The organism is Vreelandella populi (assembly GCF_003989825.1).
Classification (GTDB): Bacteria; Pseudomonadota; Gammaproteobacteria; order Pseudomonadales; family Halomonadaceae; genus Vreelandella; species Vreelandella populi.
The window spans coordinates 109,650-132,487 of sequence record NZ_RZHE01000003.1 but is presented as its reverse complement, the minus strand read 5'-3'; the positions used below and the strand labels follow the sequence as shown (position 1 = coordinate 132,487).

General features: G+C 54.9%; 19 protein-coding genes. 9 read left to right on the top strand and 10 right to left on the bottom strand.

The features are described from left to right. Positions 1 to 91: 91 nt before the first annotated feature. Positions 92 to 610 (bottom strand): helical membrane plugin domain-containing protein, encoded by a 519-nt coding sequence (locus ELY25_RS02270; RefSeq protein ID WP_126949686.1) that lies wholly within the window; start codon positions 608 to 610, stop codon positions 92 to 94. After that, the gene (fdhF, locus tag ELY25_RS02265; RefSeq protein WP_126949685.1) at positions 610 to 3,576 is read right to left on the bottom strand and encodes a formate dehydrogenase subunit alpha; all 2,967 of its coding nucleotides are present in this window, start codon (positions 3,574 to 3,576) and stop codon (positions 610 to 612) included. Before fdhF ends, ELY25_RS02270 begins: the two co-directional genes overlap by 1 nt. Before the next feature lie 225 nt (positions 3,577 to 3,801). Here fdhF and ELY25_RS02260 point away from each other — a divergent pair, with 225 nt between their 5' ends. Then, positions 3,802 to 4,482: an SDR family oxidoreductase gene (locus ELY25_RS02260; RefSeq protein ID WP_126949684.1), complete on the top strand. Its 681-nt coding sequence runs from the start codon at positions 3,802 to 3,804 to the stop codon at positions 4,480 to 4,482. A gap of 55 nt (positions 4,483 to 4,537) precedes the next feature. Here ELY25_RS02260 and phnE read toward each other — a convergent pair whose 3' ends face one another. From phnE to phnD, 3 genes are all read right to left on the bottom strand, one after another. Then, on the bottom strand, positions 4,538 to 5,341 hold the full coding sequence (gene phnE, locus ELY25_RS02255; RefSeq protein ID WP_126949683.1) for a phosphonate ABC transporter, permease protein PhnE: 804 nt from the start codon (positions 5,339 to 5,341) through the stop codon (positions 4,538 to 4,540). Between the two features lie 16 nt (positions 5,342 to 5,357). Next, complete coding sequence (phnC, locus tag ELY25_RS02250) at positions 5,358 to 6,161, bottom strand: phosphonate ABC transporter ATP-binding protein (protein ID WP_126949682.1); 804 nt, start codon at positions 6,159 to 6,161, stop codon at positions 5,358 to 5,360. 99 nt (positions 6,162 to 6,260) lie between these two features. Further along, positions 6,261 to 7,139 (bottom strand): phosphate/phosphite/phosphonate ABC transporter substrate-binding protein, encoded by an 879-nt coding sequence (gene phnD, locus ELY25_RS02245; protein ID WP_126949681.1) that lies wholly within the window; start codon positions 7,137 to 7,139, stop codon positions 6,261 to 6,263. 337 nt (positions 7,140 to 7,476) lie between these two features. Between phnD and ELY25_RS02240 the strand changes: the two genes are divergently transcribed. Then, entirely contained in the window at positions 7,477 to 9,108 is a 1,632-nt protein-coding gene (locus ELY25_RS02240; protein WP_126949680.1) for a bifunctional metallophosphatase/5'-nucleotidase, read from the top strand. Positions 9,109 to 9,124: 16 nt separating this feature from the next. Here the strand turns inward: ELY25_RS02240 and ELY25_RS02235 are convergent, their stop codons facing one another. The 4 genes from ELY25_RS02235 to ugpB form a co-directional block, all read right to left on the bottom strand. Further along, positions 9,125 to 10,177, bottom strand: a complete 1,053-nt coding sequence (locus ELY25_RS02235) for a sn-glycerol-3-phosphate import ATP-binding protein UgpC (protein ID WP_126949679.1) — start codon at positions 10,175 to 10,177, stop codon at positions 9,125 to 9,127. Between the two features lies 1 nt (position 10,178). Next, on the bottom strand, positions 10,179 to 11,027 hold the full coding sequence (ugpE, locus tag ELY25_RS02230) for a sn-glycerol-3-phosphate ABC transporter permease UgpE (RefSeq protein ID WP_126949678.1): 849 nt from the start codon (positions 11,025 to 11,027) through the stop codon (positions 10,179 to 10,181). 49 nt (positions 11,028 to 11,076) lie between these two features. Further along, entirely contained in the window at positions 11,077 to 11,961 is an 885-nt protein-coding gene (gene ugpA, locus ELY25_RS02225) for a sn-glycerol-3-phosphate ABC transporter permease UgpA (protein ID WP_126949677.1), read from the bottom strand. A gap of 160 nt (positions 11,962 to 12,121) precedes the next feature. Beyond that, positions 12,122 to 13,450, bottom strand: coding sequence for a sn-glycerol-3-phosphate ABC transporter substrate-binding protein UgpB (gene ugpB, locus ELY25_RS02220; RefSeq protein ID WP_126949676.1), 1,329 nt, complete (start codon positions 13,448 to 13,450; stop codon positions 12,122 to 12,124). Between the two features lie 201 nt (positions 13,451 to 13,651). On the opposite strand from ugpB, the gene argE reads away from it, so the two are divergent. Next, positions 13,652 to 14,824: an acetylornithine deacetylase gene (argE, locus tag ELY25_RS02215; protein WP_126949675.1), complete on the top strand. Its 1,173-nt coding sequence runs from the start codon at positions 13,652 to 13,654 to the stop codon at positions 14,822 to 14,824. Positions 14,825 to 14,951: 127 nt separating this feature from the next. On the opposite strand, the gene ELY25_RS02210 is transcribed toward argE, so the two are convergent. Further along, entirely contained in the window at positions 14,952 to 15,275 is a 324-nt protein-coding gene (locus ELY25_RS02210) for a hypothetical protein (RefSeq protein WP_126949674.1), read from the bottom strand. A 194-nt stretch (positions 15,276 to 15,469) separates the two neighbouring features. Between ELY25_RS02210 and ELY25_RS02205 the strand changes: the two genes are divergently transcribed. The 6 genes from ELY25_RS02205 (at position 15,470) to ELY25_RS02180 (ending at position 22,807) form a co-directional block, all read left to right on the top strand. Further along, positions 15,470 to 15,937, top strand: coding sequence for a YchJ family protein (locus ELY25_RS02205; protein WP_236995622.1), 468 nt, complete (start codon positions 15,470 to 15,472; stop codon positions 15,935 to 15,937). A gap of 107 nt (positions 15,938 to 16,044) precedes the next feature. Continuing rightward, positions 16,045 to 16,959 carry a tripartite tricarboxylate transporter substrate binding protein gene (locus ELY25_RS02200; RefSeq protein WP_236995632.1) on the top strand — a complete coding sequence of 305 codons (915 nt, stop codon included), beginning with the start codon at positions 16,045 to 16,047 and terminating at the stop codon, positions 16,957 to 16,959. Between the two features lie 44 nt (positions 16,960 to 17,003). Further along, positions 17,004 to 20,981: a sensor domain-containing phosphodiesterase gene (locus ELY25_RS17945; RefSeq protein WP_126949671.1), complete on the top strand. Its 3,978-nt coding sequence runs from the start codon at positions 17,004 to 17,006 to the stop codon at positions 20,979 to 20,981. A gap of 9 nt (positions 20,982 to 20,990) precedes the next feature. Then, positions 20,991 to 21,272 carry a GIY-YIG nuclease family protein gene (locus ELY25_RS02190; protein ID WP_126949670.1) on the top strand — a complete coding sequence of 94 codons (282 nt, stop codon included), beginning with the start codon at positions 20,991 to 20,993 and terminating at the stop codon, positions 21,270 to 21,272. Positions 21,273 to 21,340: 68 nt separating this feature from the next. Then, positions 21,341 to 22,381, top strand: a complete 1,041-nt coding sequence (locus ELY25_RS02185) for a histone deacetylase family protein (RefSeq protein WP_126949669.1) — start codon at positions 21,341 to 21,343, stop codon at positions 22,379 to 22,381. Positions 22,382 to 22,441: 60 nt separating this feature from the next. Next, the gene (locus ELY25_RS02180) at positions 22,442 to 22,807 is read left to right on the top strand and encodes a hypothetical protein (protein ID WP_126949668.1); all 366 of its coding nucleotides are present in this window, start codon (positions 22,442 to 22,444) and stop codon (positions 22,805 to 22,807) included. The last annotated feature ends 31 nt before the right edge of the window (positions 22,808 to 22,838 follow it).

Here is a 22,838-nt window from a genome sequence, read left to right as displayed (position 1 = left end):
TTAGATCGCGAACATCTCTAAGCTTAGAAACTCAGCGGGATATGTCAAAACAGTAGCGTGCTTACTGATGCGTTGTTTTGATTCACCGTCCTCATGGGCCTTCGGTGGGTTTGCCGGTGAAATCAGTCACCGGCTTGTCTACGGGCCTGTCGAGCCGCTCTGAAAAAGCCTTAAGGCCCGCCAGAATCGGCTTGATGGCATACCACAGCTCGTCGTCTTTAAGCATGCGATAGACCCCGGTGATGCCGGGGGCGCTGTCCTTTTCCTTGTCCTGCTCTTTACTTGAAGGGTGCGCTTCTTCGTCGTGGCGGTGGTCGCCGACCTGCTCAATTCCTTCCTTAAGTGCAAACATTACCTGATAAAAACGCTCCGGCGGCAGCGTCGAAAGTGTCATGGCGATCACTGAAAGGTTTTGGATGGCATTAAGTGTGCCTTGTTTATTTAACCCCCCGACCAGAATACGCAATAGCTCATGATTGGAAGCCACCACATCGTTGGCAAACCGAAGCATGCCGTGTTCATGGAGCGTTTGCACAAGCCTATCGAGCTCTTCCTGAGCATCTGGGCCGATTTTGGGCGGCGTCACGTCGTGGGAAATTCGTTCGGCCATTACATTTTCCTCGGATTCATTTGCTGGGCAGGCGGCAACGTATAATCCTCGTTGGCCCACTTCACCTCGACGGCGACGCCTTCATTAGGCGTGCGTTTTCCAAACCGGTAGTTGGTGCTGGGCAGCGGCGGCTCGGTGCGTTTATCCAGTACCTTAAGCTTGACGGCCGTTTCCTTATAGGCGGGCGTGTGAACCACCGGGTCGGTGTGTTCACCGGTTAGCCCATTAACCCCAGGCTTGCCAAAGTGAATCGGTAGATAAAGTGTCTTGCCCGCGACGCGGTCGGTGACCAGTGCGGGGAATTCATGGCTATCTCTGCGTGAGGTAATGCGCACCCAAGTACCGTCTTGAATGTTGCGCTCGGCTGCGAGCTCCGGGCTTACCTCGACAAAACTGCCGGGCACCTGGTCCCAGATACCCTGAGATCGCCCGGTTTGGTTGGAGCCTTGAAAGTGCTCCAGCAAACGGCCGTTATCCAGCATGAAATCATATTCATCATCAGCGGCCTCAAGAGGCTCTTGCCACTCAAGAACAAACAGACTGGCCTTGCCATCGTCGGTGGGAAAACCATCGGTATACAGCAGTGGTGTGTCGGTGCCGTCGGCGGCAACCGGCCAGAGCAGCGATTTCCAGCCTTCAAGGCGCTCGTAACTGACCCCGGCGAACAGCGGTGAAATAGACGCGCACTCCGCCATGATCTCGGAGGGATGGGTATAGCCCCAGTCGTGGCCCATACGGGCGGCAAGATCCTTAAGGATACGCCAGTCGGGGCGGCTATCGCCCAGCGGCTCCAGTACCTGGTAAAAGCGCTGGATACGCCGTTCGGTATTCACAAACGTGCCGTCTTTCTCGACGCTAGGGCAGGCGGGGAGCACCACATCGGCAAACTCAGCGGTACGGCTCAAGAAAATATCCTGTACCACCATAAAGTCGAGGCTTTCAAACGCGGAATGAACGTTATGGGTGTTGGCATCAGAAAAAGCCGTCTCTTCGCCAATGATGTACATGGCCTTGAGCTTATCGTCAGCCGCTGCCTGAACCATCAGGAAGTTGCCCCAGCCCTCTTCCAGAGAAAGCTGCTCAGGCTTAACGCCCCAGCCTTTGGCCCAGCGCTTGCGGGCGTCTTCGTCAGTGACCTTTTCATAGCCTGGGTACATATTGCGCAAGCAGCCAAAGTCGCTGGCACCCTGGACGTTGTTGTGGCCGCGCATGGGGTAGCCGCCGGTACCTGGCTTGCCGTAGTTACCTGTAACCAATAGCAAATTGGAAAGCGCGGTGCTGGTATCCGAGCCGTGGCTATGCTGAGTAATCCCCATGGCCCATAACAGGCAGACACTTTTTGCTCTGCCGATTAATTCGGCGGCTTCAATTAGCTGCTGCTTGGGAATGCCGGTTTTCTGTTCGGCAAAATCGAGGGTAAACGGGGCTAGTGATTCACGGTACTCATCGATGTTATTGACCCAGCGCTCAAGAAATTCATAGTCGGCTAGGTCGTTATCGAACATATAGCGCGATAGTGCCGAGGCCCAGATTAAATCGGTACTGGCATTGGGCCGCATAAACAGATTCGCCCGTTCGGCCATTTCATGTTTGCGGGGGTCGAACACTACCAGCTTTTGGCCGTGCAGTTTTTGCGAGGACTTGATACGCGAGGCAATCACCGGATGGTTTTCGGCGGTATTGCTGCCTACCAACACCACTACTTCCGCCTGCTCGATATCCTTGATGGTACCGGCATCACCGCCATAACCCACGGTGCGGGTAAGCCCTTTGGTGGCCGGGTTTTGGCAATAGCGGGACGAGTTATCCACGCTATTGGTGCCAATGATCAGACGGGCAATCTTCTGAGTCAGGTAAGCCTCTTCGTTACTGGCTTTACTGGAACCGATAAAGCCTACGCTTTGCGGGCCGTGGATATCGCGTACATTCATCAATCGGCGGGCCACCAAGTCCAGCGCTTCGTCCCAGCTGGCTTCACGGAACTGACCATTTTCCCGAATCAGCGGTGTCGTGAGGCGTTTTTCGCTGTTAACGAAATCCCAGGCAAATTTGCCCTTGATGCAGGTGGAAATGCCGTTAGCGGGGGCATCAGGGGTAGGCTGAACCTTAAGAATCTTGCGATCCTGGGTCCACATCTCAAACGAGCAGCCCACCCCGCAGTAGGTACACACCGTTTTAGTGCGCTTGATACCCGGCTGCCGCCAAGCGGCATCCAGCTCTGAAATACCGGTGATGGGTTTGGCGCTGGTGGTGTTTTCGATTTCCTTGACCACTTCGATCATAGGCCGCTTAAGCGACCAAGGCAGTGCGGTAAGCGGGCCAGTCTGCCCGTACATGCTGTTTTCCTGTAGCGCATTACACGGGCAAACCGTGACACAGTGGCCACAGTGAACACAACTTGAGTCGTTGATCTCTTTGCCGCCATCCCACAGTACGCGCGGGTTTTCACTGGCGTAATCAATGCTTAACGTTTCGTTGACCTCGACGTTCTGGCACGCCTCGACACACTGGCCGCATAGAATGCACTGGTCCGGGTCGTAGGTATAAAACGGGCTGGAAGTATCTTTTGGATGGGGCTTGGGCTGGAATTCATAGCGCTGAATAGGAATATCCATCTCGACCACGGCGTTATGCACGCGGCAATCACCGTTGTTATTCTCGCACACGGTACAATAGAGCTCGTGTTTGGCCAGCAGGCGGTCCATGCCTTCATGGCGAGCAGCCGTAGCTTGAGTGTCAAGGCTGGAAATATTAAGACCTTCTTCGGTACGTAGCGTACAGCCACGTTTCATTTCACCGTTAACCTCGACCCAGCAGGTATCGCACGTTTCAATAGCGCCTAGAGAAGGGTGATAGCAGACACTAGGTAAGGAAATACCGTGGCTTTCTAGAAAATCAATCAACGGCTCATCGGCGTTACCGGTTAATTCTTTATCATCAAATTTAATTGTGCACGGTCGGTTCATACGGGTAATCCTCCATGGGCCCCTTATTTTTTCCTGACGCTGGCTCCTCTTTGCGGGTTTTTAACGCCTTGCTTCAAAGGTAGTTAAGCGACTTGAGCTTGTACAAGTTTAAGTCTTGGTTTTAAACCTAAGTTAAGTGCGGTCTTTGCGTTTCTCTTTCAAAGCCAGCACGCTACGTTTATAGCCAGCGTGGCTTTATTTATCCTCAAGCGCGGAGAAGACAACATGGAAAAGACAGTGAAACAGCAAACCGTATTGATTACCGGCGCTAACCGAGGTGTCGGGTTGGCACTGGCGGCACACTATAGAGATGAAGATTGGCAGGTAATTGGTGTTTGCCGCCAATCATCAGAAGAGCTTGAGCGCGTGGCTGATCGTGTTATTGAAGGTATCGATGTGACCAAGCCAGGGGATGTTGAGCGTTTGGCACAAGCGCTTGATAGCCAAAGGCTTGATTTATTGATCAACAATGCGGGCCTCTTGCGCGATGAATCGTTAGGTCAGCTGGATTTCGACAGCATCCGCGAGCAGATGGAAATCAATGCCTATGCACCTTTGCGGGTCAGTGAGGCACTGCTGCCGTTGATGCAAGACGGCAGTAAGATTGCCAACATCACCAGCCGCATGGGATCGATCGCCGATAACGATTCCGGCGGCCGCTATGGCTATCGGGCGTCCAAGGCGGCGCTGAACGCGTTTGGAAAATCGCTGGCCATGGACCTTAAACCACGAGGTATTGCCGTAGCGCAAATACACCCCGGCTATGTAAAAACGCGCATGGTTAACTTCGGTGGGATGATCAGCCCTCAGGAAGCCGCCACGGGTATTGCCGCCTGTATCAAAACGCTGACGCAGGAAAATAGCGGCGGTTTTTGGCACAGCAATGGTGAACTGCTGCCGTGGTAGCGTCGCGTGAAGCTTTCTTCTATCAACGGTGGGGGCAGCGACGCTGCCCAGCCAATTAAATAACGCGCTTGCGAATTTGCGATGACAGCTGCTCGAAGCCTATTACGACCACAAGAATGAGCAGAATGATGGTCAGCGCGCGGTCGAAATTGAAAAGTCGCATGGCGGCAGCCAGCTCAACGCCGATGCCGCCAGCGCCGACCAAACCTAAAGTAACTGCTGAGCGCAGGGCTTTTTCGACGCTATACAGGCTGGTAGCCGTCATGGAGGCCAACGTTTCCGGCAGGATCGCGCCGCCGATTACTGAAAGCTTACCCGCACCGGTGGCGCTGAGCGCTTCGGAAGGGCCGGGATGGACTTCTTCGATACGCTCCGAGAAAAAGCGCGCTGCAAAACCAATGGTGTCCATGATGATCGCCAGCACGCCGGCCATGGGGCCTAGGCCCACGGCCACCACGAAAATGAGCGCCCAAATCAGGTCCGGAATGGTGCGCATCGTCGAAACAATAAATCGGGTTAAGGTGCGAACCCAGGGGGCGGGGGCGGTATTGCGTGCCGACAGCAGGGCAAATGGCAGGCTAAGTATTATCCCTATGGTCACGCCCACAATGGCTATGTTCAGCGTTTCAAACATCGACCATGCCAATACATCCAGATTGCTAAGATCGGGGGGAAAAGCGCGACCCAAGAAATGCCCCAGATTAACGATTCCCCGCAGCAAGCGTTCAAACGTGACGTTGGTCGCCATGGCGCCTTGAACAAACAGGACTAAAAACGTCAGGACGATAGCGCAGGTAAATAGTGAAGGTCGTCTGAATCGAGGCGGTAACGCCGTCGCAAGGGGGCGATTAGTAGACATGGGCTGCTCTCGGCGGCTAGTGGGTAACGGGCGTCAAACGGGAAGTGGCGGACAGCAGTGGCTGATCGACGCGGGTCTCTCCTTGATACAGTTGCTGCATATCGTCTAACGCAACCTGTTGACGTGGTGCATCCAGAACAATTTTTCCCGCTTTCATCCCTACGATGCGGTCGCCATACTGCTGGGCGAGTTCAAGCTGATGCAGGGTGCAGAGCACCGTCATGCCTCGTTCTGTCACGACATCCAGCAATAAGTCCATGATTTCACGACCGGCTTTAGGATCAAGGCTAGCAACAGGCTCATCTGCGATAATAATCTCGGCATCCTGCATAAGCGTTCTGGCGATAGCCACGCGCTGCTGTTGGCCACCCGAAAGTGCTCGACATTCAGCCTGTGCTTTGTGCGCCAGCCCAACTCGTTCAAGCGCCGCCATGGCCCGCTCGCGCAGCTCAGCGGTGGCAAAACAGGAAAGGCTGGTGAGAAGCCCTAAGCGCTGTTGGCCGAGCGCACCGTATAAAACGTTTTGAAAAACGCTCACGTTTTGCACCAGATTGAACTGCTGGAACACAACGCCTATTTTCTGGCGTAGCCTGCGTAGTTGAGCTGGCGACAAACGCGTCAGCGGCTCACCCAGAATTTGGATACTGCCCTGGTCGTGGGGTGCCAAACCGTTGAGACAACGCATCAACGTCGATTTACCGCATCCATTGGCACCCAGCAAAATAACGCATTCACCTTGGTTAACGCTGAGATTCAAGCCACGCAGCACGTGAAGCTTTGCGTAGTATTTATGCAATTCAGTAATCGTGATCGCATTCATACAAAAACCTCCTGCGTTACTGCCAGGAGGGTGAGGTTATAGACCATCATGTTGAAACCTTTAAACGGCACGTCCCTGTGCATGTTGGGTAACGACTCGTTAAAGGGGGATGCCCGCGGCTTCGTACGCTTGACGCACTATGTCGTAATCTTCATTGGTACGGTCAAAGCCCAGTGATGAATCTCGGTTTAAGAATTTTCCTTCGTTACGCTCTGTGGCAATCAATGCACTCCACAGTGTATCGGCATTGGCATTTAGCGTGTCTCGCAGTGCTGTTTTACATGCATCATCTAAAGAACCTCGCATAACCACTGGATCGCCAGGCAGTACATCGCTAGTGGCGATGACACGGTATTCGCCGTTAGGATCCATTGCCTGAATCTCATCAATGTCGCGATTGCCGCCGCCCATGGCATCGACATCGCCGTTGACCAGGGCGGCAATACGCGCGTCGCCTGCCATGATAATTTCCAGATCTCGTTTAATATCCAATCCGGCATCCACCAGCATTTGGCTTGGGAAAATATGCCCACTGGTAGAGCCAACATCCTTTAGCGCTACACGGTGGCCTGCCAAATCTTCAAGAGACTCGATATCACTGTCTGCTGGCACGTAAAAGCTGCTGCCATAGTGCGGGCGCTCAATGGCAAACAGGATTTCAATATCGCTCTCACGGTCGAACAGCACGAACTCCGAAGGGCCGGCAAATACCAGATCCACATCATCATATTGAAGCGCCGTGCCCGCTGCTGTGCGGTTGCTTAGGCTAAACATCTTAAGCTCAAGGCCCGTCGTTTCCTCAAACGCCTCAGCGAAGGGGCCAAATGCTTCTGCCAGCGGCCCCATGCCTTCGATACCCGTATCGGCCATGCGCAGCGGGTTAGGGCAGATACCGCTTAAATCTTCATTGGCGTAAGTTGTGGCGGTAGTTGCCAGCGTTGCAGCGGTGAGTGCAAGCGTGAGAAATGACTTGTGCATGTGAGCTTCCCTAGAGAGGAGATACCTGAGGCAACGAGCAGTAAACTTGCCGAGCATGGAATGGTCGCTCCATAGGGTGGCAGTCGTTGATGACACTTAGATGTAGCGAAGATGACGGTCTTGTCTCAATCGCATGACATGATTGCTGAGCCTTGAGCGCCATTCAGTCTGCTTATTGCCGTTAGCAAAATGAGGTAATTAGGCTGTTTAGGTATCATTCAATGCTAAGTAAGTTGAGTGCCATAAAGTGGTGAGCGATAAGGCCGTCACTAATCTGTCAGGCTTTTAGGGCACGCTATCGTTCTGCTATAACGCTTTTATAAAAGGAACCATGCTGATGCGTTTTATTCCTCACGGTATTGCGCTAGGGATAGTGACGGGGCTGCTCACCACCTCGGCGTATGCCGCGCCCTATACGCTGACCATTTTCCACACCAATGACCTGCACGGCCGTACCGACCACTACCCTCAGCTCATCACCACCCTGGCCGAGGCGCGCGAGCGATTCGGTGACGGCCTGCTGCTGGATGCCGGGGATATCTTTTCGGGTACGCTCTATTTCACCGAATACCGGGGGCAGGACGCCGTTAAGTTCATGAACCTGATGGGGTACGACGCTTTCGTGCCCGGTAACCATGAATTTGATCTGGGCGACCCGGAAAAGGGCCATAAGGCCCTTGCCGCTTTCTTTGCCGCGGCTGATTTCCCTATTCTCGGCGCCAACCTGGACTTTTCCACATCAGAAGAATTCGCCGATCAACTGGGCGAATCGATCAGCGTTGAGCCCCAGCCCGGCCATCTTTACGACGGTATCGTCGTCGAACATGCAGGGCAGCGAATTGGCATTTTCGGCTTGAGCACACCAAGCAGCAATACTGTCTCCAGCCCCGGCAATGTCACGATCAGCGATTACCGGGAAGCGGCCGAGGCGATGGTGGCTGAATTTGAAGCGCAGGGTATCGACAAGATCGTAGCCCTTACCCATATGGGCTACGACAGTGACCCGAGTATGGGTAATGACTTGCTGTTGGCTCAGCATGTGGAAGGGGTGGACGTGATCATCGGCGGCCACAGTCATACCCGCCTTGAGACCCCCGTGATGCTGACCGAAAACGACCGGGGCGAGCCGATGGCGCCCACCGTGATTGGTCAGGCCGGCGAGTACGGGCAGTACCTGGGCGTCGTGCAGGTGACGTTCGATGATAACGGCAACGTACTGGAAGCCAACGGTGAACTGCTTGCCACCGATGAGCGCGAACCAGACGCCGATGCTGCTGCCCTGTTAGCACCGTATACCGCGAAAATCGAGGAAGTGCGCGATACGCTGGTGGGCGCTCGGGTGGTCTCAGCACTGCCTAACCCGCGCCATGGCAACGGCGATGAACAAAGCGTGCGCGCTGATGAAACCGCGTTGGGCAATCTGATTGCCGATGGTCAGCTTGCTGCCGCCCGCCGAGTGAACCTGGAGACCGTGCTGGCCATTCAAAATAGCGGCGGTATTCGTGAACCCATCGCGCAGGGCGATGTGAGCGTGGGTGAGCTGGTTGCCGTGCAGCCGTTTGGCAATCGCTTGGCGCTGGTAAGAGTGACGGGCGCGGAGCTTTTGGAGACGTTCGAGATCGGGCTGGCAAATGCGCCGATTGAAAGCGGCGGTTTCCTGCAGGTGTCGAATGGTATCGAATTGGTATATGACAGCCGCCAACCTGTTGGTAAGCGAGTCGTGAGCTTGAAGGTGACGCAGGATGGCACGCTGCAGCCTGTTGATCCTGAGCACACCTACATCATTGCCACCAATCACTTCACCGCTGCCGGTGGCGACAGCCATATCGCGCTAGAAGCCGCCTATGAAGATGGGCGCAGCACCATTGTCGGTAATACCGACTGGGAGATGCTGCGCGATTATATGGTTTCGTTAGGTGACGTGGATTATCAGGTTGAAGGGCGTATTGTCGACTTGGCCAAGCAATAAAGTACTAAGCAGCGCGTTAGCCGGTGCGTAGGCCGGTCGCGCTGTTAAATGGGTGAAGTGCCTCGCGGGTGACAAAAAAGCGTAGTGTTTCGCCTTCGTTGACCGGCGGCTGGCCACTCACCCGAATCACGGTGGGCTGGTCGCTGTCGGCGAGCCGCACGTAAAGGTGGCTCTCGGCGCCGGCGGCTTCAAACAGCTCAAGCGTGGATTCCACGATCAGGTGCGGCGTATTCGGCGGCGACAGGCGCATATCGTCCGGGCGGATGCCTACCGTATCGGTGCCGGGGGGTAGATCATTGAGCAGGTCAGTAGTGCCGCGGGTTTGTAGGTATTCAAGCGGCACCATATTCATCGCAGGCGAGCCAATAAAGCCTGCCACAAACATCGACGCGGGGCGGGCGTAGATCTCCATGGGCGTGCCCACCTGCTCGATTTTTCCAGCGCTAAGCACCACCAAGCGGTCGCCCAGCGTCATTGCTTCTAACTGGTCGTGGGTCACGTAGAGGCTGGTGGTCTTCAAACGGCGCTGAAGCTGCTTGATCTCCACACGCATCTGTACGCGCAGCTTGGCATCCAGGTTAGAGAGCGGCTCATCGAACAAGAAGGCCGCGGGTTCGCGCACCAGTGCCCTGCCCATAGCCACGCGCTGGCGCTGGCCGCCAGAGAGTTTGCGCGGTTTGCGCTCCAGATACTCTTCGATTTCGAGCATTTTGGCCGCTTTGCGCACCCGCTCTTCGATCTCGGGTTTTTTAAAGCCGCGGTTTTTCAGCCCGTAAGCGAGGTTGTTGTACACCGTCATATGCGGATAGAGCGCGTAGTTCTGGAATACCATGGCGATATCGCGCTCGGCGGGTTCGAGCTTGTTGACCACTCGATCGCCGATCTTGAGCGTACCGCCGGTAATCGTTTCAAGCCCGGCTACCATGCGTAACAGCGTGGATTTACCGCAGCCCGAAGGGCCTACCAGCACCACAAACTCGCCGTCTTCAATCGCAAGATCGATGCCTTTAACGGCATGGACGTCGCCTGCGTAGGTTTTTCTAAGCCCTTCCAAGGTAATACTGGCCATCTTATTTCTCCGTCTCGGTCAGGCCTTTCACAAACAGTCTTTGCATAAACAGCACCACTAACACCGGGGGCAGCATGGCAAGCGTGACGGTCGCCATGATGAGGTTCCAGGCGGGCACCCGGTCGGACGAGGCCATCAGGCGCTTGATGCCCAGCACGATGGTGTAGAAGTCTTCATCGGTGGTGACCAGTAGCGGCCACAGGTACTGCACCCAGCCGTAGATGAACATGATCACGAACAGCGCGGCGATATTGGTGATCGACACCGGAAGCAGTATGTCCTTGAAGAATTTCATCGGCCCGGCGCCGTCCACTCGGCTGGCTTCCATTAACTCTTCCGGCACGGTCATGAAGAACTGGCGGAACAGGAAGGTCGCGGTGGCCGAGGCAATCAATGGAAGCGTCAGCCCCGCATAGGAATTCAGCATGCCCAGATTGGCAACGACGGCGTAAGTGGGGATGATGCGAACTTCGACCGGCAGCATCAGGGTGATGAAAATGATCCAGAACGCCAGCATGCGAAACGGGAAGCGGAAGTAGACAATCGCAAAGGCGGAGAGAATCGAAATGGCGATCTTACCGATAGCAATCGTCAGCGCCATGATCAGCGAGTTACCCAGCATCAGCCAGACCGGTGGCGTGCCGCCTACCTTCCAGCCGGAGCTGAGCATCTGCCCGTAGGATTCAAACATGTTGTCGCCGGGGAGCAGCGGCAATACCCCGCGCACGAAGGCACTGGGTTCGTGGGTCGAGGCGATAAATGCCACGTACACCGGAAACGCTACCACCAGTACACCTGCAATCAGCACCAGGTGGGTCAGAATATTCAGAAAGGGTCTGTTCTCAACCATATTTATATCCAGCCATGTTCATGCTCAACCAAGTAAATAAGTGTCAGCGCTAGTAGTTGACCCGGCGTTCCACGTAACGGAACTGGATAAACGTCAAGATAATCACGATGCCCATTAGCATGACCGACTGGGCGGATGAGGAGCCGATGTTCAGCCCCGCCACACCATCGGTGTAGACCTTGTACACCAGTGTCATGGTGGCCTGGCCAGGTCCACCAGCGGTGGTGGCATCAATCACCCCGAAGGTGTCGAACATCACGTAGTTGATGTTGATAATCAGCAGGAAGAAAGTGGTGGGCGATAAAAGTGGGAGCACGATGGTCCAGAAGCGCTTGAAGGGGCCCGCCCCGTCAATGGCTGCCGCCTCCATGAGTGACTGCGGCACAGACTGCAGCCCCGCGAGGAAAAACAGAAAGTTGTAGGAGATCTGCTTCCAGGCGGCGGCGATGGTGATCAGGATCATCGCCTGAGTGCCCGAGACGCGGTGGTTCCAGCTGATGCCGAACCAGTCGAGCAGATGCGGCAAAAGGCCGATGGTCGGGTTGAATAGGAACCACCACAGTACTCCGGCAACGACCGGGGCGACGGCGTAGGGCCATACCAGAAGCGTGGTGTAGAACTTGGCGCTCTTCAGCACACGGTTGACACAAACGGCCAGTAAAAGCGCCAGGCTCATGGAAAGCACCGTCACCGAGATGGAGAAAATCGCGGTGCGCCCCAGCGCATTCAGGTAGCTGGGGTCGGCCAGAATGCGTGCGTAGTTATCCAGGCCGACAAACGTTGTTTTAAAGCCGAACGCATCGGTACGCTCGAAGCTGGATTTTACCGCCTGACTTGCCGGCCAGATAAAAAACACCAGCGTAATCGCCAACTGCGGCGCTAAAAGAAAGAAGGGGAGCCACCGGTTTTGATAGGTGGAGCGTTTGGTCTGCATGGCACATCCTGTCTTACGGGCGCTGGGTACGGCTGATCACTGCGATCAGCTGCCGGAAAGTAAGCCATCCCATAGGCCCCGGTGACATGGGCGTATGGGATGGCTCCTATAACAAACCCCGGCTATAAGCCGGGGTTTATTTACAAGTAACGAGAAGCGCTTAGTTATTGGCTGCCTCAAAGTCGCGCAGGATCTGATTGCCGCGGCGTGCCGCATCATCCAGCGCTTGCTGACCGTCCTTGGTGCCTGCCAGCACAGCCTGGAACTCTTCGTCCAGAATCATGCGCACCTGGGGGTAGTTGCCAAAGCGCAGGCCTTTGGAGTTCTCCGTTGGTTCGTTTAAATTGATCTGCTCGATGGCGATATCCGCACCCGGATTCTCGTCGTAGTAACCCTGCTCCTGGCTCAGTTCGTAAGCGGCAGTGGTAATCGGCAGGTAGCCGGTGCCTTGGTGCCACTCGGCCTGAACTTCCGGCAGGGATAGGTATTCCAGGAATTCGGCAACGCCGGTGTATTCGTCGTCTTCGTGGCCGGAAAGTACCCACAGGGTCGCGCCCCCAATGATCGAGTTCTGCGGAGCACCGTCTACGTCGTCATAGTAGGGCAGCATGCCAAAGCCCACTTCGAAGTCAGAGTTGGCCAGCACGTCGGCACGTGAGGCGGACGAGTTCATATACATCGCGCAGTCACTGGAGTAGAACGAGGGTGCTGCATCCGGGCCGTTCGCTGGACCTGCGTAGCTGTAGACGCCGCTGTCGCCCCACTCTTTCAACTGATCCCAGAAGCGCGCCTGAACATCACCGTTAAAGGCAAACTCGGTCTCAATTCCGCCGAAGCCGTTTTCCAGGGTGCCGACAGGCTGATTGTGCAGTGCCGAGAAGTTCTCAAGGCCGACCCAGTTGGCTGCGTAAGCCATGGTGAAGCCACAGGACGCCGCGCCCTCATCGACGATTTGCTGACCCATTTCGCCCATCTCTTGCCAGGTAGTGGGCGGCGTTTCGGGGTCGAGGCCGGCAGCTTCGAAGACATCCTTGTTGTAGTAAAGAATCGGCGTAGACGAGTTGAACGGCATGGAGAGCATATTGCCATTGGTATCGGTGTAGTAACCGGTCACCACGGGCAGATAATCGGCCGGGTCGAAGTCGTTGCCGTGCTCTTCCATCAGCTCATAAACTGGGTAGATGGCGCCTTGGGCGGCCATCATGGTGCCGGTGCCCACTTCGTAGATCTGCACGATGTGTGGCTGCTCGCCTGCGCGGAAGGCGGCAATGGTATTGACCATGGTCTGTTCGTATTCGCCCCGGTAGGAGGGCGTGACACGATACTCATCCTGTGAGGCGTTGAAGTCTTCAGCAAGGGCGCTTAAGCGCTCACCTAGCTCGCCACCCATGGAGTGCCACCAAGTGATCTCTGTGGCGGCGTGGGCGGAAACACTCAGAGTGGCCGCCGCGATACCGGCAGATAACGCGCGTAACGTAAAACGAGACATAAAGGCTCCTTGTCGTCCTGACATCGCCAGGTGGCACAGTGCGTTTGTTAAGGTTTTTGGATGCACTGAACAGTAGTCAGTGTAGATGACATTTTGATGACCGCTAAGTGAACTGGGTATGACCCCCGTTAAACTTTGGCAGTAGGCGTACGGGAGAGCCGGTGATAGGGTTAGACGAAGTGCATAAACAACGAGACGCGTATGACTAACGCAATAGCGCTATTAACTAAACTGGTCTCTTTCGATACCACCTCCCGGGGCTCCAATCTGGCGCTGATCGAGTTTGTCGAAGAGTATCTGACCGAGTACGGCATCGCCTCCGAGCGGGTGATGAGCCCATGCGGCACCAAGGCGAACCTGATCGCTCGCATCGGCCCCGACGCCCCGGGTGGCGTGATGCTTTCAGGCCATACCGATGTAGTGCCAGTGGAAGGCCAGCCTTGGTCGACCGACCCTTTCACCCTTTTTGATGGTGAAGATGGCAAGCTTTACGGCCGTGGTACCTGCGATATGAAAGGCTTTATCGCCTGCGCGCTCGCCATGGTGCCCGAGTGGGCCAAGGCACCGCTGCAACAGCCTATTTATTTCGGTTTTTCGTATGACGAGGAGATTGGCTGTGTCGGTGCGCCTGCGCTAATCAAACGTTTCTACGAGCACTATTCGACCACCGCGCACGTCATTGTCGGTGAGCCGACCAGCATGCAGCCTGTCGTGGCCCAAAAGGGCGCAACCAACCTGCGCACTACGGTGATTGGACGCGAGGCGCACAGCAGTCAGGTAAACCAAGGAACTTCAGCCATTCACGTGGCTGCGCGTCTAGTGACGTTTATCGAAGATACCATGGCGGCGCTGGTGGAGGAGGGCAAGGTGAATGAGGCGTTCAACGTACCCCACACCAGCCTGCACGTGGGCAAGATCAAGGGCGGCACGGCCATCAATATCATGGCGCGAGAGTGCCAGTTTGAGTGGGAAATCCGTCACCTGCCCACCGAGACGTTCGACGAGGTATTTGCTCGCTTTGAAGCATATGCCGAAACGTTAAGTGCCGAGCTAAAAGCGCGTGGCAAGGCAGTGGAGATTGTGACCGAGCCGCTGAATGTGACCGTGCCGGGCTTAGCCGATCGAGATAACCACGCCGTGCTGCGCTTGGCCAAAGACCACCTGCCAAGTGAATGCTGCAACCACGCAGTGGCCTATGCCACCGAGGCAGGACAATTCCAAGGCCAGGGATTGCAAACGATTATTCTGGGGCCGGGCAGTATCGCTCAGGCGCATCAACCGGATGAATATATCGAAAAAAGCGAACTCGATGCGTGCTTAGCTTTTATGAATTGCATGGGAAAGGCGCTGGAACAACCCTTTCAAAATGGTTGAACCGATTTAATTGCAGTTGCTCCCACCCGGTTGCCGAGTGGGAGCCAGAACGAAGCCGACGTTAAGGACTGCCGGTTAGTATTGAGAACTAGTACTGAGAACTAGTACTGAGAACTATTACTGGAGATTAGCACTGGGAATTAGTGCTGGGAGTTTTCTCAAACAAGTCGGCCTTGGCATCGCGCATCACGTCTTCACAGGCCTGTTGATGCGCTAGCTGGGTCAGCAGCTGCTGGGTAACTTCAAACCCTTTGCCAAGACAGGTATCCACTTCTTCACGGCTTACCTGAGGGGTCACATTGCAGTCGATCTTGAGCGTTCGACCGACACCGTCCAAACGGTCGGCCATTGCGCGAAGCCGCCAGGCGACTCGCTCTTTCCAGTTAGCTGATTCTTCCGCGCCTTCGTTTACGCTAAACGTGCACTGCCATTCCGGTTTGTAGACCTTCATGAGAACCTCCGCTGCTTTTGGAAAGAATAGTGCGTCGTGTCGTACTCCATTTGTCGAAAAATCTTACTCAGCCACTATACGCTTAACACAGGGTCAATATCGAACTAAAACCCAGTCTATATATAGGATGGTTTTTAGGATTATCGGTTAGGCTTAAGTAAACGTGATATATGAGCTCCCCTATGACGTCTCTAATGAAAAAAAGTTGCCCCTGCGGTACAGGTTTGTCGACCGAAGTATGCTGTGGACGTTACCACCATGGCGAAACAGCCCCTACGCCTGAAGCGTTGATGCGCTCTCGTTATAGCGCCTTTGCATTTGGGTTAACCGACTACCTGCTGGCTACCTGGCATATAAGTACGCGCCCTGACGAGCTGCTGCCCGACCCGCATACACAGTGGAAAGGTTTATCAATTATTAAGGAGATTCCTGATGTTCAAAAGGCTCCTTCGCAAGCCAATACTGGCTATATTCACTTTCGTGCTTATTTCAAAGAGCGCGCCCGTTGGCATAGGCTTGAAGAAAATTCGCGTTTTGTGTTTGAAGGGTGCCGCTGGTGGTATATAGACGGTACTCCTGAAGTGATGCGCCTCAAGCCACGCCGCAACGATCCCTGCTTTTGTGGTAGTGGCCGAAAATTAAAGCTATGTTGCAAAGAGTAGCTATGCGTTAACTAAAAAAATATGGGGATGGGAGCATGGCGTATAGTTGCAGGGCAGTGATGCGTTATTGTTTTATAATTAGCCTATTAGTCAGTTTTTTACTGGTGATGGCTTTGGCCGTTGCCGACGATCACTACCCGCAACGCGAAATTACGGTAGTGATTCCATTTGGGTTGGGAGGGGCAACCGATGTGCTGTTTCGGGATATTTTCGAAACGGCGCAAACCTATCTAGGCCAGCCCGTTCACGTGGTTAATATGCCCGGCCGTGGTGCTATACGTGGCGCGCAGTATGTCAGAAATGCCGCGCCCGATGGTTATACGCTGCTAGGCAGCCATCAAACGATCGACCTTGCTTACTTGGCGGGGCTAGCTTCGTTTTCCCATGCCGATTTTGCGCCCGTGTCGCTGCTGATTCGCACGGTTAACATTCCTGCCACGTATGCAGGGCATGTGGTCCAGCAAGCAAGCGATATTGAAGCGTTAATCCATGCCTCCTCAACCCCTCCCATGTTCGGCGTCATTGCCAACTCCACTGATCACCTGTTCTGGCTGCGGTTTTTTGAACAAAGCGGTATCTCGCTCTCAGATGTACAGCTGGTTCGCTTTCCCGATACTGCATCTCAGGTAGAGGCCTTGCTGGCTCAGGAAATTGATTTTGCCATGCTTAACCTCCCTTCGGCGGGTTCTCTTTTTGCCTCGGGTGCTTTAGTTCCTCTGGCAGTAGCGGGTAGTGAACGCTTGCCTGGGTTACCTGACGTCTTAACGCTTCGTGAACAGGGGATTGATCTTGTTCATACCACCGACAGAGGCATTTTTGCACCAGCGGGCACGCCACCAGAAACGCTTGCCATTTTGGCTGATGCGTTAGCATATGCGCTCGCCAGCGCGTCCTTACGCTACCGAATTACACATGAGTACGGCTCATTAATTGATTACCGGATGCTTAGTGCTTATAGCGATTATTTGGATGAGCAATTTCATGAGCTGATACCCCTTACAGAGCGAGTACACTTCAAATAGATAGTAAGCGTTGTAAACATCCATACCTGAAGAGTCGCAAAGACATGCCGATTAATACGCGCCATTTAGCGCTGGAAACCCTATTGCTGATGATATTGGCAACCCTGATTTGCATGGGAGTGGTAGGGGTAGTGGTGGGCATCAGCATACCTACGCAGCCATTTTTTGCCACGTTGGTACCCGATGGGGCGTTGGTCACTCTATTGGTAGGCGTTGGTCTGCTTGCATCACTACAAGGCTGGGTTAAAACCCGGATGTTTTGTGCTGTTATGTTACTAATCATCATCATTTATACCGTGGTACATAATAGCCTGGAAGGAAGTGGAGGCGGCTCATGGCTAAGCAGTGGACCGCGTATTACCAGCTTGTCAGCGGGCTTTCTTTTACTGACTGGGGTGTGCTTTTGGGTGGGGCTTTCCACCTCATGGCGGCGCAGGTTATGGGTAGTGGGTGGGCTTAGCCTATTGGGGCTTGCTCTGTTTGTGGTTGGAAAATTATGGTTTGGACTGAACGGTGCTTCCCCGCTGTTTTCATCCTCGCCCATGACCGCGTTGGTATTTACATGCTTGTTAGGCACCGCCATGCTGGCAGCCGGTTTGCGTGGCAAGACTCAGCGTTTAAACCCGGGGCGAGTGACCGTTGCCGCTTCACTTTGGGGCGTTACGATAAGCTGTTTTATCTGGCTGTTGGTAAATAGCTATCAACAAACCACACTGCGGCAGCAAGCCGCGTATCTATTGGATAATGTTCAGTTAAATATTGAACAGGCAACGCAAGAAAGGTTGCGGCTAATGCAGCGCATGGCTGAACGCTTAAACGCCATGGGGCCGCGCTGGGATTTGGACCTGCTGGAAAGTGACGCGCAAAATTATTTGCGTGATACGCCGAGTATTAGCGCCATTGCGCTGATTGATAAGCAGCAGCTGACTTGGAGCTGGGGAGTAGGGCGAACCGCTGAAATGGAGCGATGGTTACGCCAGCAACTGAGAGAAGAATATACGCGTGCCTGGATACAAATTCCTCTGGAACGCCCACGACTGTTAATGGCGGATACCAGTCGACCTCATGAGGCCATGTTTGTTATTCCCATTCCCGCCAACGGCCATTACCTGTTTGCCAGCTTTGATCTGGCCACCATGTTGGAAAATGAGCTGCGCTTGGAAGTAGGTCCCTTCCAGGTCAGGGTGAATCGCGATGCTACATCACTTGTGAAACTGCATCCCGTTGGCTTCTCAGCTGATAGCATGGAAACGCCCGAACTTGCGCTGGCATCACGTTATATCGGCTTGCCCGGTGGCATTAACATGGAGCTTTATGCCTATCCGGGGAGCCAGTACAACTGGTATCAATTGAACCTGCTGCCGTTTGCGGTTGCACTAGGGAGCCTGCTGCTTAGTGGCCTGTTGGCGTTTAGCCTTGGTGTGGTAAGCGTGAGTATTGCCCGTGCCCGTGAACTGGCCCAGACGCGTCAAGCACTGGAAGACCAGCAGGCAATTCAGCGCATGATTGCCCAAGAGCAGCCACTACCGGAAATCCTGGAAAGCCTCTGCCGTATGCTGGAGCGCGAGCTACCCCAGGCAATCTGCTCGGTCATGCTGGTTAATGATGCGGGTACCCACCTGGAGTTTGCAGCGGGAAACCGGCTGCCCGCTGCGTACCGTAACGCGGTACAGCGCATTTTAATAAGCGCAAATAATGGCGCGTGTGGCAGCGCGGCCTACCAAGGATCTACCGTGATATGTGCCAATATCGCAGAAGATGAGCGCTGGCGTGGCTATCATGGCGTTGCCAAAGAAGCAGGGCTGGCCTCCTGCTGGTCGAGTCCTGTTTACGGCGGGGAGGGGCATTTGGTCGGCACCATTGCGGTTTATTATCCGCGCCCCAGCACGCCAACTGTTGCCGATACCGCGCAGATTGAAAAAGCCGCCGGGTTACTGGCTCTGGCCATTGAACGCTTTCAGGTGCGGCGCTCACTGGAAGAAAGCGAGCAGCGCTACCGTTCACTGTTTACTCATCACCCGGATGCGGTCTTTACGCTGGATGATCAAGGCTGCTTTGTTACCGCTAACGCCACCTGTGCGACGCTAACCGGTTATTCGGTTGAAGAGATGCTCGGCAAGCCGTTCACCTTCTTTATTACCGAACAGGATATGACGCGCGTGCAGGCGTATATCGAAACGGCCATGCGGGGAGGAATTGACCGCTACGAACTAACGCTTAAGGATCGCGCGGGCCATCTACACCTGTTGGAGATTATCCACCTACCCATGATGGTGAACGATACCGTCAAGGGTGTGCATGTTATTGCCCAGGAAGTTACCGCCGCGCGCGAGCAGGAGGCTCGCCTGCGTACTCTGGAGCGTAGCGTGGAAGCCAGCTTTAACGGCATCCTGATCGCCGATGCCGAACAGCCCGACTTGCCTATTATCTATGCCAATAAAGCGTGTACCGCCGTGACTGGCTACAGTCAGGAAGAAATCCTTGGCAAGAACTGCCGTTTCCTTCAGGGGCCAGAGAGCGATCCGGCCGTCGTGCAGCTGATTCGTAGCTGTATTGAGGCGAAGCGTGAAGTCAATGTGACCATCTGCAATTACCGCAAGGATGGCACACCGTTCTGGAACGATCTGTATATAGCGCCGGTACGCGACCACGATGGGCGGGTCACCCATTTTGTCGGCGTCCAGCACGATATTTCCAAGCATAAGGCTTACGAAGCGCAGCTGGCCTATCACGCCTCTCATGACGACCTGACCCGTTTGCCTAACCGTACGCTTTTTGAAGAGGCACTGTTCAAGCAGTTTGCAACGCTTCGTCAGCATAAAAAGCGCTTGGCCGTGTTGTTCGTGGACCTGGATGACTTCAAGCCCATCAACGACAACCTGGGGCATGCAGTGGGCGACCAGGTGCTGGTTGAAGTGGCCCGACGGTTGAACAATGCGGTAGGCCCTGAGGATACCGTTGCCCGTATGGGCGGTGATGAGTTCGTTATTCTGCAAACTGGTATTGACTATGAGTCAGAGGTTGTCGATCTAGTGGAACGAATGCTGCCCATGTTGGCCCGCCCTTATCGAATTGAGTCCCAGGAGCTTTATCTAACCGCGAGTATCGGTATCGCCATCAGTCAAGAGGATACCCTTCAACCGCAAACGCTGATTCAGCAGGCTGACATGGCCATGTACAAGGCCAAGCAGCAAGGGCGTAACGCCTATGAATGGTTTACTCATGCATTTACCGATACGGTCAGCGAGCGCATGGTGTTGCGTAATGATTTACAGGAAGCCATTGAACGCGAAGAGTTTGCGCTGCACTATCAGCCGTTGATTGACCGTGAGGGCAATCTTGCCGGGGTGGAGGCTTTGCTGCGCTGGGAGCATCCTGAGAAAGGTTTCATTTCACCGGCACGCTTTATCCCGCTGGCGGAAACGACAGGCCAGATTATCCCGATCAGCGAGTGGGTGCTTAAACGCGCCTGCCTGGATATGCAGCTGCTGAATCAACAAGGGTTGGGTGCAATACGCGTGGCGGTGAATCTATCGCCACTGCAGTTTCAGCGCTCCAGCTTTCTCGCCAACCTGCGCCAAACGCTGCTCATGACCGGTTTGCCTGCCGAGCAGTTGAGCCTGGAGCTGACGGAAGGCATTTTAATGGACAACACCGAAGGCGCGATTGATACGCTTCACGCCTTGCGTAGCATGAACGTTGGCGTATCCATTGATGACTTCGGGACGGGTTACTCAAGTCTTAGCTATCTCAAGCATCTGCCTATCAGTACGGTGAAAATAGACCGCAGCTTTATTAATGAGCTTAACAACAGTGAAGACGATGCCGCGATTGTGCAGGGGATTATCTCTATGGCGCATCACCTGGGGCTTAAAGTGGTGGCCGAAGGCGTGGAAACCGAAGAGCAGTACCAGCGCCTGATGACGTATCAGTGCGATTTCTTCCAAGGCTATGGCTTGGCCAAGCCGATGCCGCTTGAGGAGCTGGAAACGTTTGTCATGGACTTGTCCTGCAAGGAATAAGGAATAGGGATGGCGTTATCTTCCTCGAACTGCTGGTATGTCTATTTACTGGAGTGTCAACGTGGTACCTACGTAGGCATCACCAATAACATTACCAAACGCTACCGCGCCCACTGTACGGGCAAAGGGGCACGCTATACGCGGGCTAACCCGCCGGTAGCCCTGCTGGGGGCTCAGCCGTTTGCCGACAGGGCATCGGCAAGCCGGGCGGAGTATCAGTTGAAGCAGCAAACCCCCACCCAAAAACGCCGTTGGGCGATGGGTTGGCCCCACCCGCTGGAAGTGGACTAACATACCCATACCACTGTCTTGACGGCTGAGCAGACTCCAGGCCTGGCCGCCCACATGAAGGAGCCTGCATGCTTACGTTTTTCTCCGAGGACAGCCGCCTGCGTCAAGCGCGTACGGAGCTTCATGACGGGGCTCTCGTTACACCCTTCGAGTGCCCCGAACGTATTGATCTGGTGCTCAAGCATATCCAGCAAGCAGGGTTTGAAGTGCGTGCCCCACATGCCTATGGCCTGGAACCGGTGCGCGCCGTTCATGATGCAGGCTACGTAAGCTTTCTGGAAACCTGCTGGCAGGCATGGCAAGCGGCGGGCCATCAGGGCGAAGCAATCCCCAATATCTGGCCTGCGCGTTCCATGCGCGGTGACCACATTCCCCGCTCGATTAGCGGGCAGCTTGGTTACTACGCCCTGGCGGCAGAAACCTCCATTTCCGAAGGGACGTTCAGCGCTGCCATGGGCAGCAAGGACGCCGCTCTGGGGGCCGTGCTGCATACCCTGGAAACCAGTGAGCCAAGCTTTGCGCTATGCCGCCCGCCGGGCCATCACGCCGCTTTTGATCAGTTCGGCGGCTACTGCTTTTTCAATAATGCGGCGGTGGCGGCCCAACAGGCACTTGATGCCGGCAAGCGGCGCGTGGCGGTGCTGGACGTGGATTTCCACCACGGTAACGGCACCCAACAGATTTTCTATGCACGCAGCGATGTGCTGTTTGCATCCCTGCACGGCGACCCGGATGTGACCTTTCCCTACTACCTGGGTTATGCCGATGAGACCGGTGAGGGAGAGGGCAAGGGATTTACGCTCAATTACCCTATGCCGCCAGGCACAAGCGTTGCCACCTGGATGCAGGCGTTGGAGCAGGCACTAACGGCGATTGAGGCGCACGGGTGTGAGCTTTTGATCGTGTCGCTCGGCGTGGATATTTTCGAAGGGGACCCGATCAGCGCCTTCACCTTTAAAAGTGATGATTTCACCGCGCTGGGTAAGCGCTTGGCGCAAGCGGGACTGCCCACCACCTTTTTAATGGAAGGAGGCTATGCAGTGAATGAAATAGGTGTCAACGTTGTCAATGTGTTACAAGGGTTTGAACGGGAAAGCTCGCAAGAGTGATGACAGCCGCCCGTTATTCGGGCAGGCTAATGCCCCACTTAACGGGCAGGGAGCGCAGGCGTGGCAGTTTACGGCGGTATTCAGGCACATGAATTGGAGCGTTGGCTTAATGCATTAACCAACGCGGCCTACGACCGGCGCTGCCCGCTTTCCAAGGTGCACGGTGGCAATGCCCGTGCGCGCACTGCCCGGCAGGACCTGCTCTATCTGGCCCATGGCTTTCGTGGCGGTGAACGTAGCCGTGAAGCGGTAGCCGATGCGCTGGGCCGCTGGTGCCAACGTTACCTGACCGAGGGCGAGTGGTATGTGCTGGTCGGCGGTGGGCATAAATCCAGCGTCAGAAGCCGCACTGCCACGCCGGTGGATACTACTCAAAAAGAGCCGGATCAAGCACTTGAGATATTGATGCAGCATCGTGTGGGCTAGGGTTTGCCTGAAAACTGGCTGTGCTCAGCTC

Coding starts and splice junctions, on each gene's coding strand:
- ELY25_RS02240 (WP_126949680.1), top strand. CDS start 7,477: ATGCGTTTTATTCCTCACGGTATTGCGCTAGGGATAGTGACGGGGCTG.
- phnD (WP_126949681.1), bottom strand. CDS start 7,139: ATGCACAAGTCATTTCTCACGCTTGCACTCACCGCTGCAACGCTGGCA.
- ELY25_RS02205 (WP_236995622.1), top strand. CDS start 15,470: ATGAAAAAAAGTTGCCCCTGCGGTACAGGTTTGTCGACCGAAGTATGC.
- phnE (WP_126949683.1), bottom strand. CDS start 5,341: ATGTCTACTAATCGCCCCCTTGCGACGGCGTTACCGCCTCGATTCAGA.
- ugpB (WP_126949676.1), bottom strand. CDS start 13,450: ATGTCTCGTTTTACGTTACGCGCGTTATCTGCCGGTATCGCGGCGGCC.
- ELY25_RS17945 (WP_126949671.1), top strand. CDS start 17,004: ATGCCGATTAATACGCGCCATTTAGCGCTGGAAACCCTATTGCTGATG.
- ELY25_RS02200 (WP_236995632.1), top strand. CDS start 16,045: ATGGCTTTGGCCGTTGCCGACGATCACTACCCGCAACGCGAAATTACG.
- ELY25_RS02235 (WP_126949679.1), bottom strand. CDS start 10,177: ATGGCCAGTATTACCTTGGAAGGGCTTAGAAAAACCTACGCAGGCGAC.
- ELY25_RS02190 (WP_126949670.1), top strand. CDS start 20,991: ATGGCGTTATCTTCCTCGAACTGCTGGTATGTCTATTTACTGGAGTGT.
- ugpA (WP_126949677.1), bottom strand. CDS start 11,961: ATGCAGACCAAACGCTCCACCTATCAAAACCGGTGGCTCCCCTTCTTT.
- ELY25_RS02270 (WP_126949686.1), bottom strand. CDS start 610: ATGGCCGAACGAATTTCCCACGACGTGACGCCGCCCAAAATCGGCCCA.
- ELY25_RS02185 (WP_126949669.1), top strand. CDS start 21,341: ATGCTTACGTTTTTCTCCGAGGACAGCCGCCTGCGTCAAGCGCGTACG.
- ugpE (WP_126949678.1), bottom strand. CDS start 11,027: ATGGTTGAGAACAGACCCTTTCTGAATATTCTGACCCACCTGGTGCTG.
- argE (WP_126949675.1), top strand. CDS start 13,652: ATGACTAACGCAATAGCGCTATTAACTAAACTGGTCTCTTTCGATACC.
- phnC (WP_126949682.1), bottom strand. CDS start 6,161: ATGAATGCGATCACGATTACTGAATTGCATAAATACTACGCAAAGCTT.
- ELY25_RS02210 (WP_126949674.1), bottom strand. CDS start 15,275: ATGAAGGTCTACAAACCGGAATGGCAGTGCACGTTTAGCGTAAACGAA.
- fdhF (WP_126949685.1), bottom strand. CDS start 3,576: ATGAACCGACCGTGCACAATTAAATTTGATGATAAAGAATTAACCGGT.
- ELY25_RS02260 (WP_126949684.1), top strand. CDS start 3,802: ATGGAAAAGACAGTGAAACAGCAAACCGTATTGATTACCGGCGCTAAC.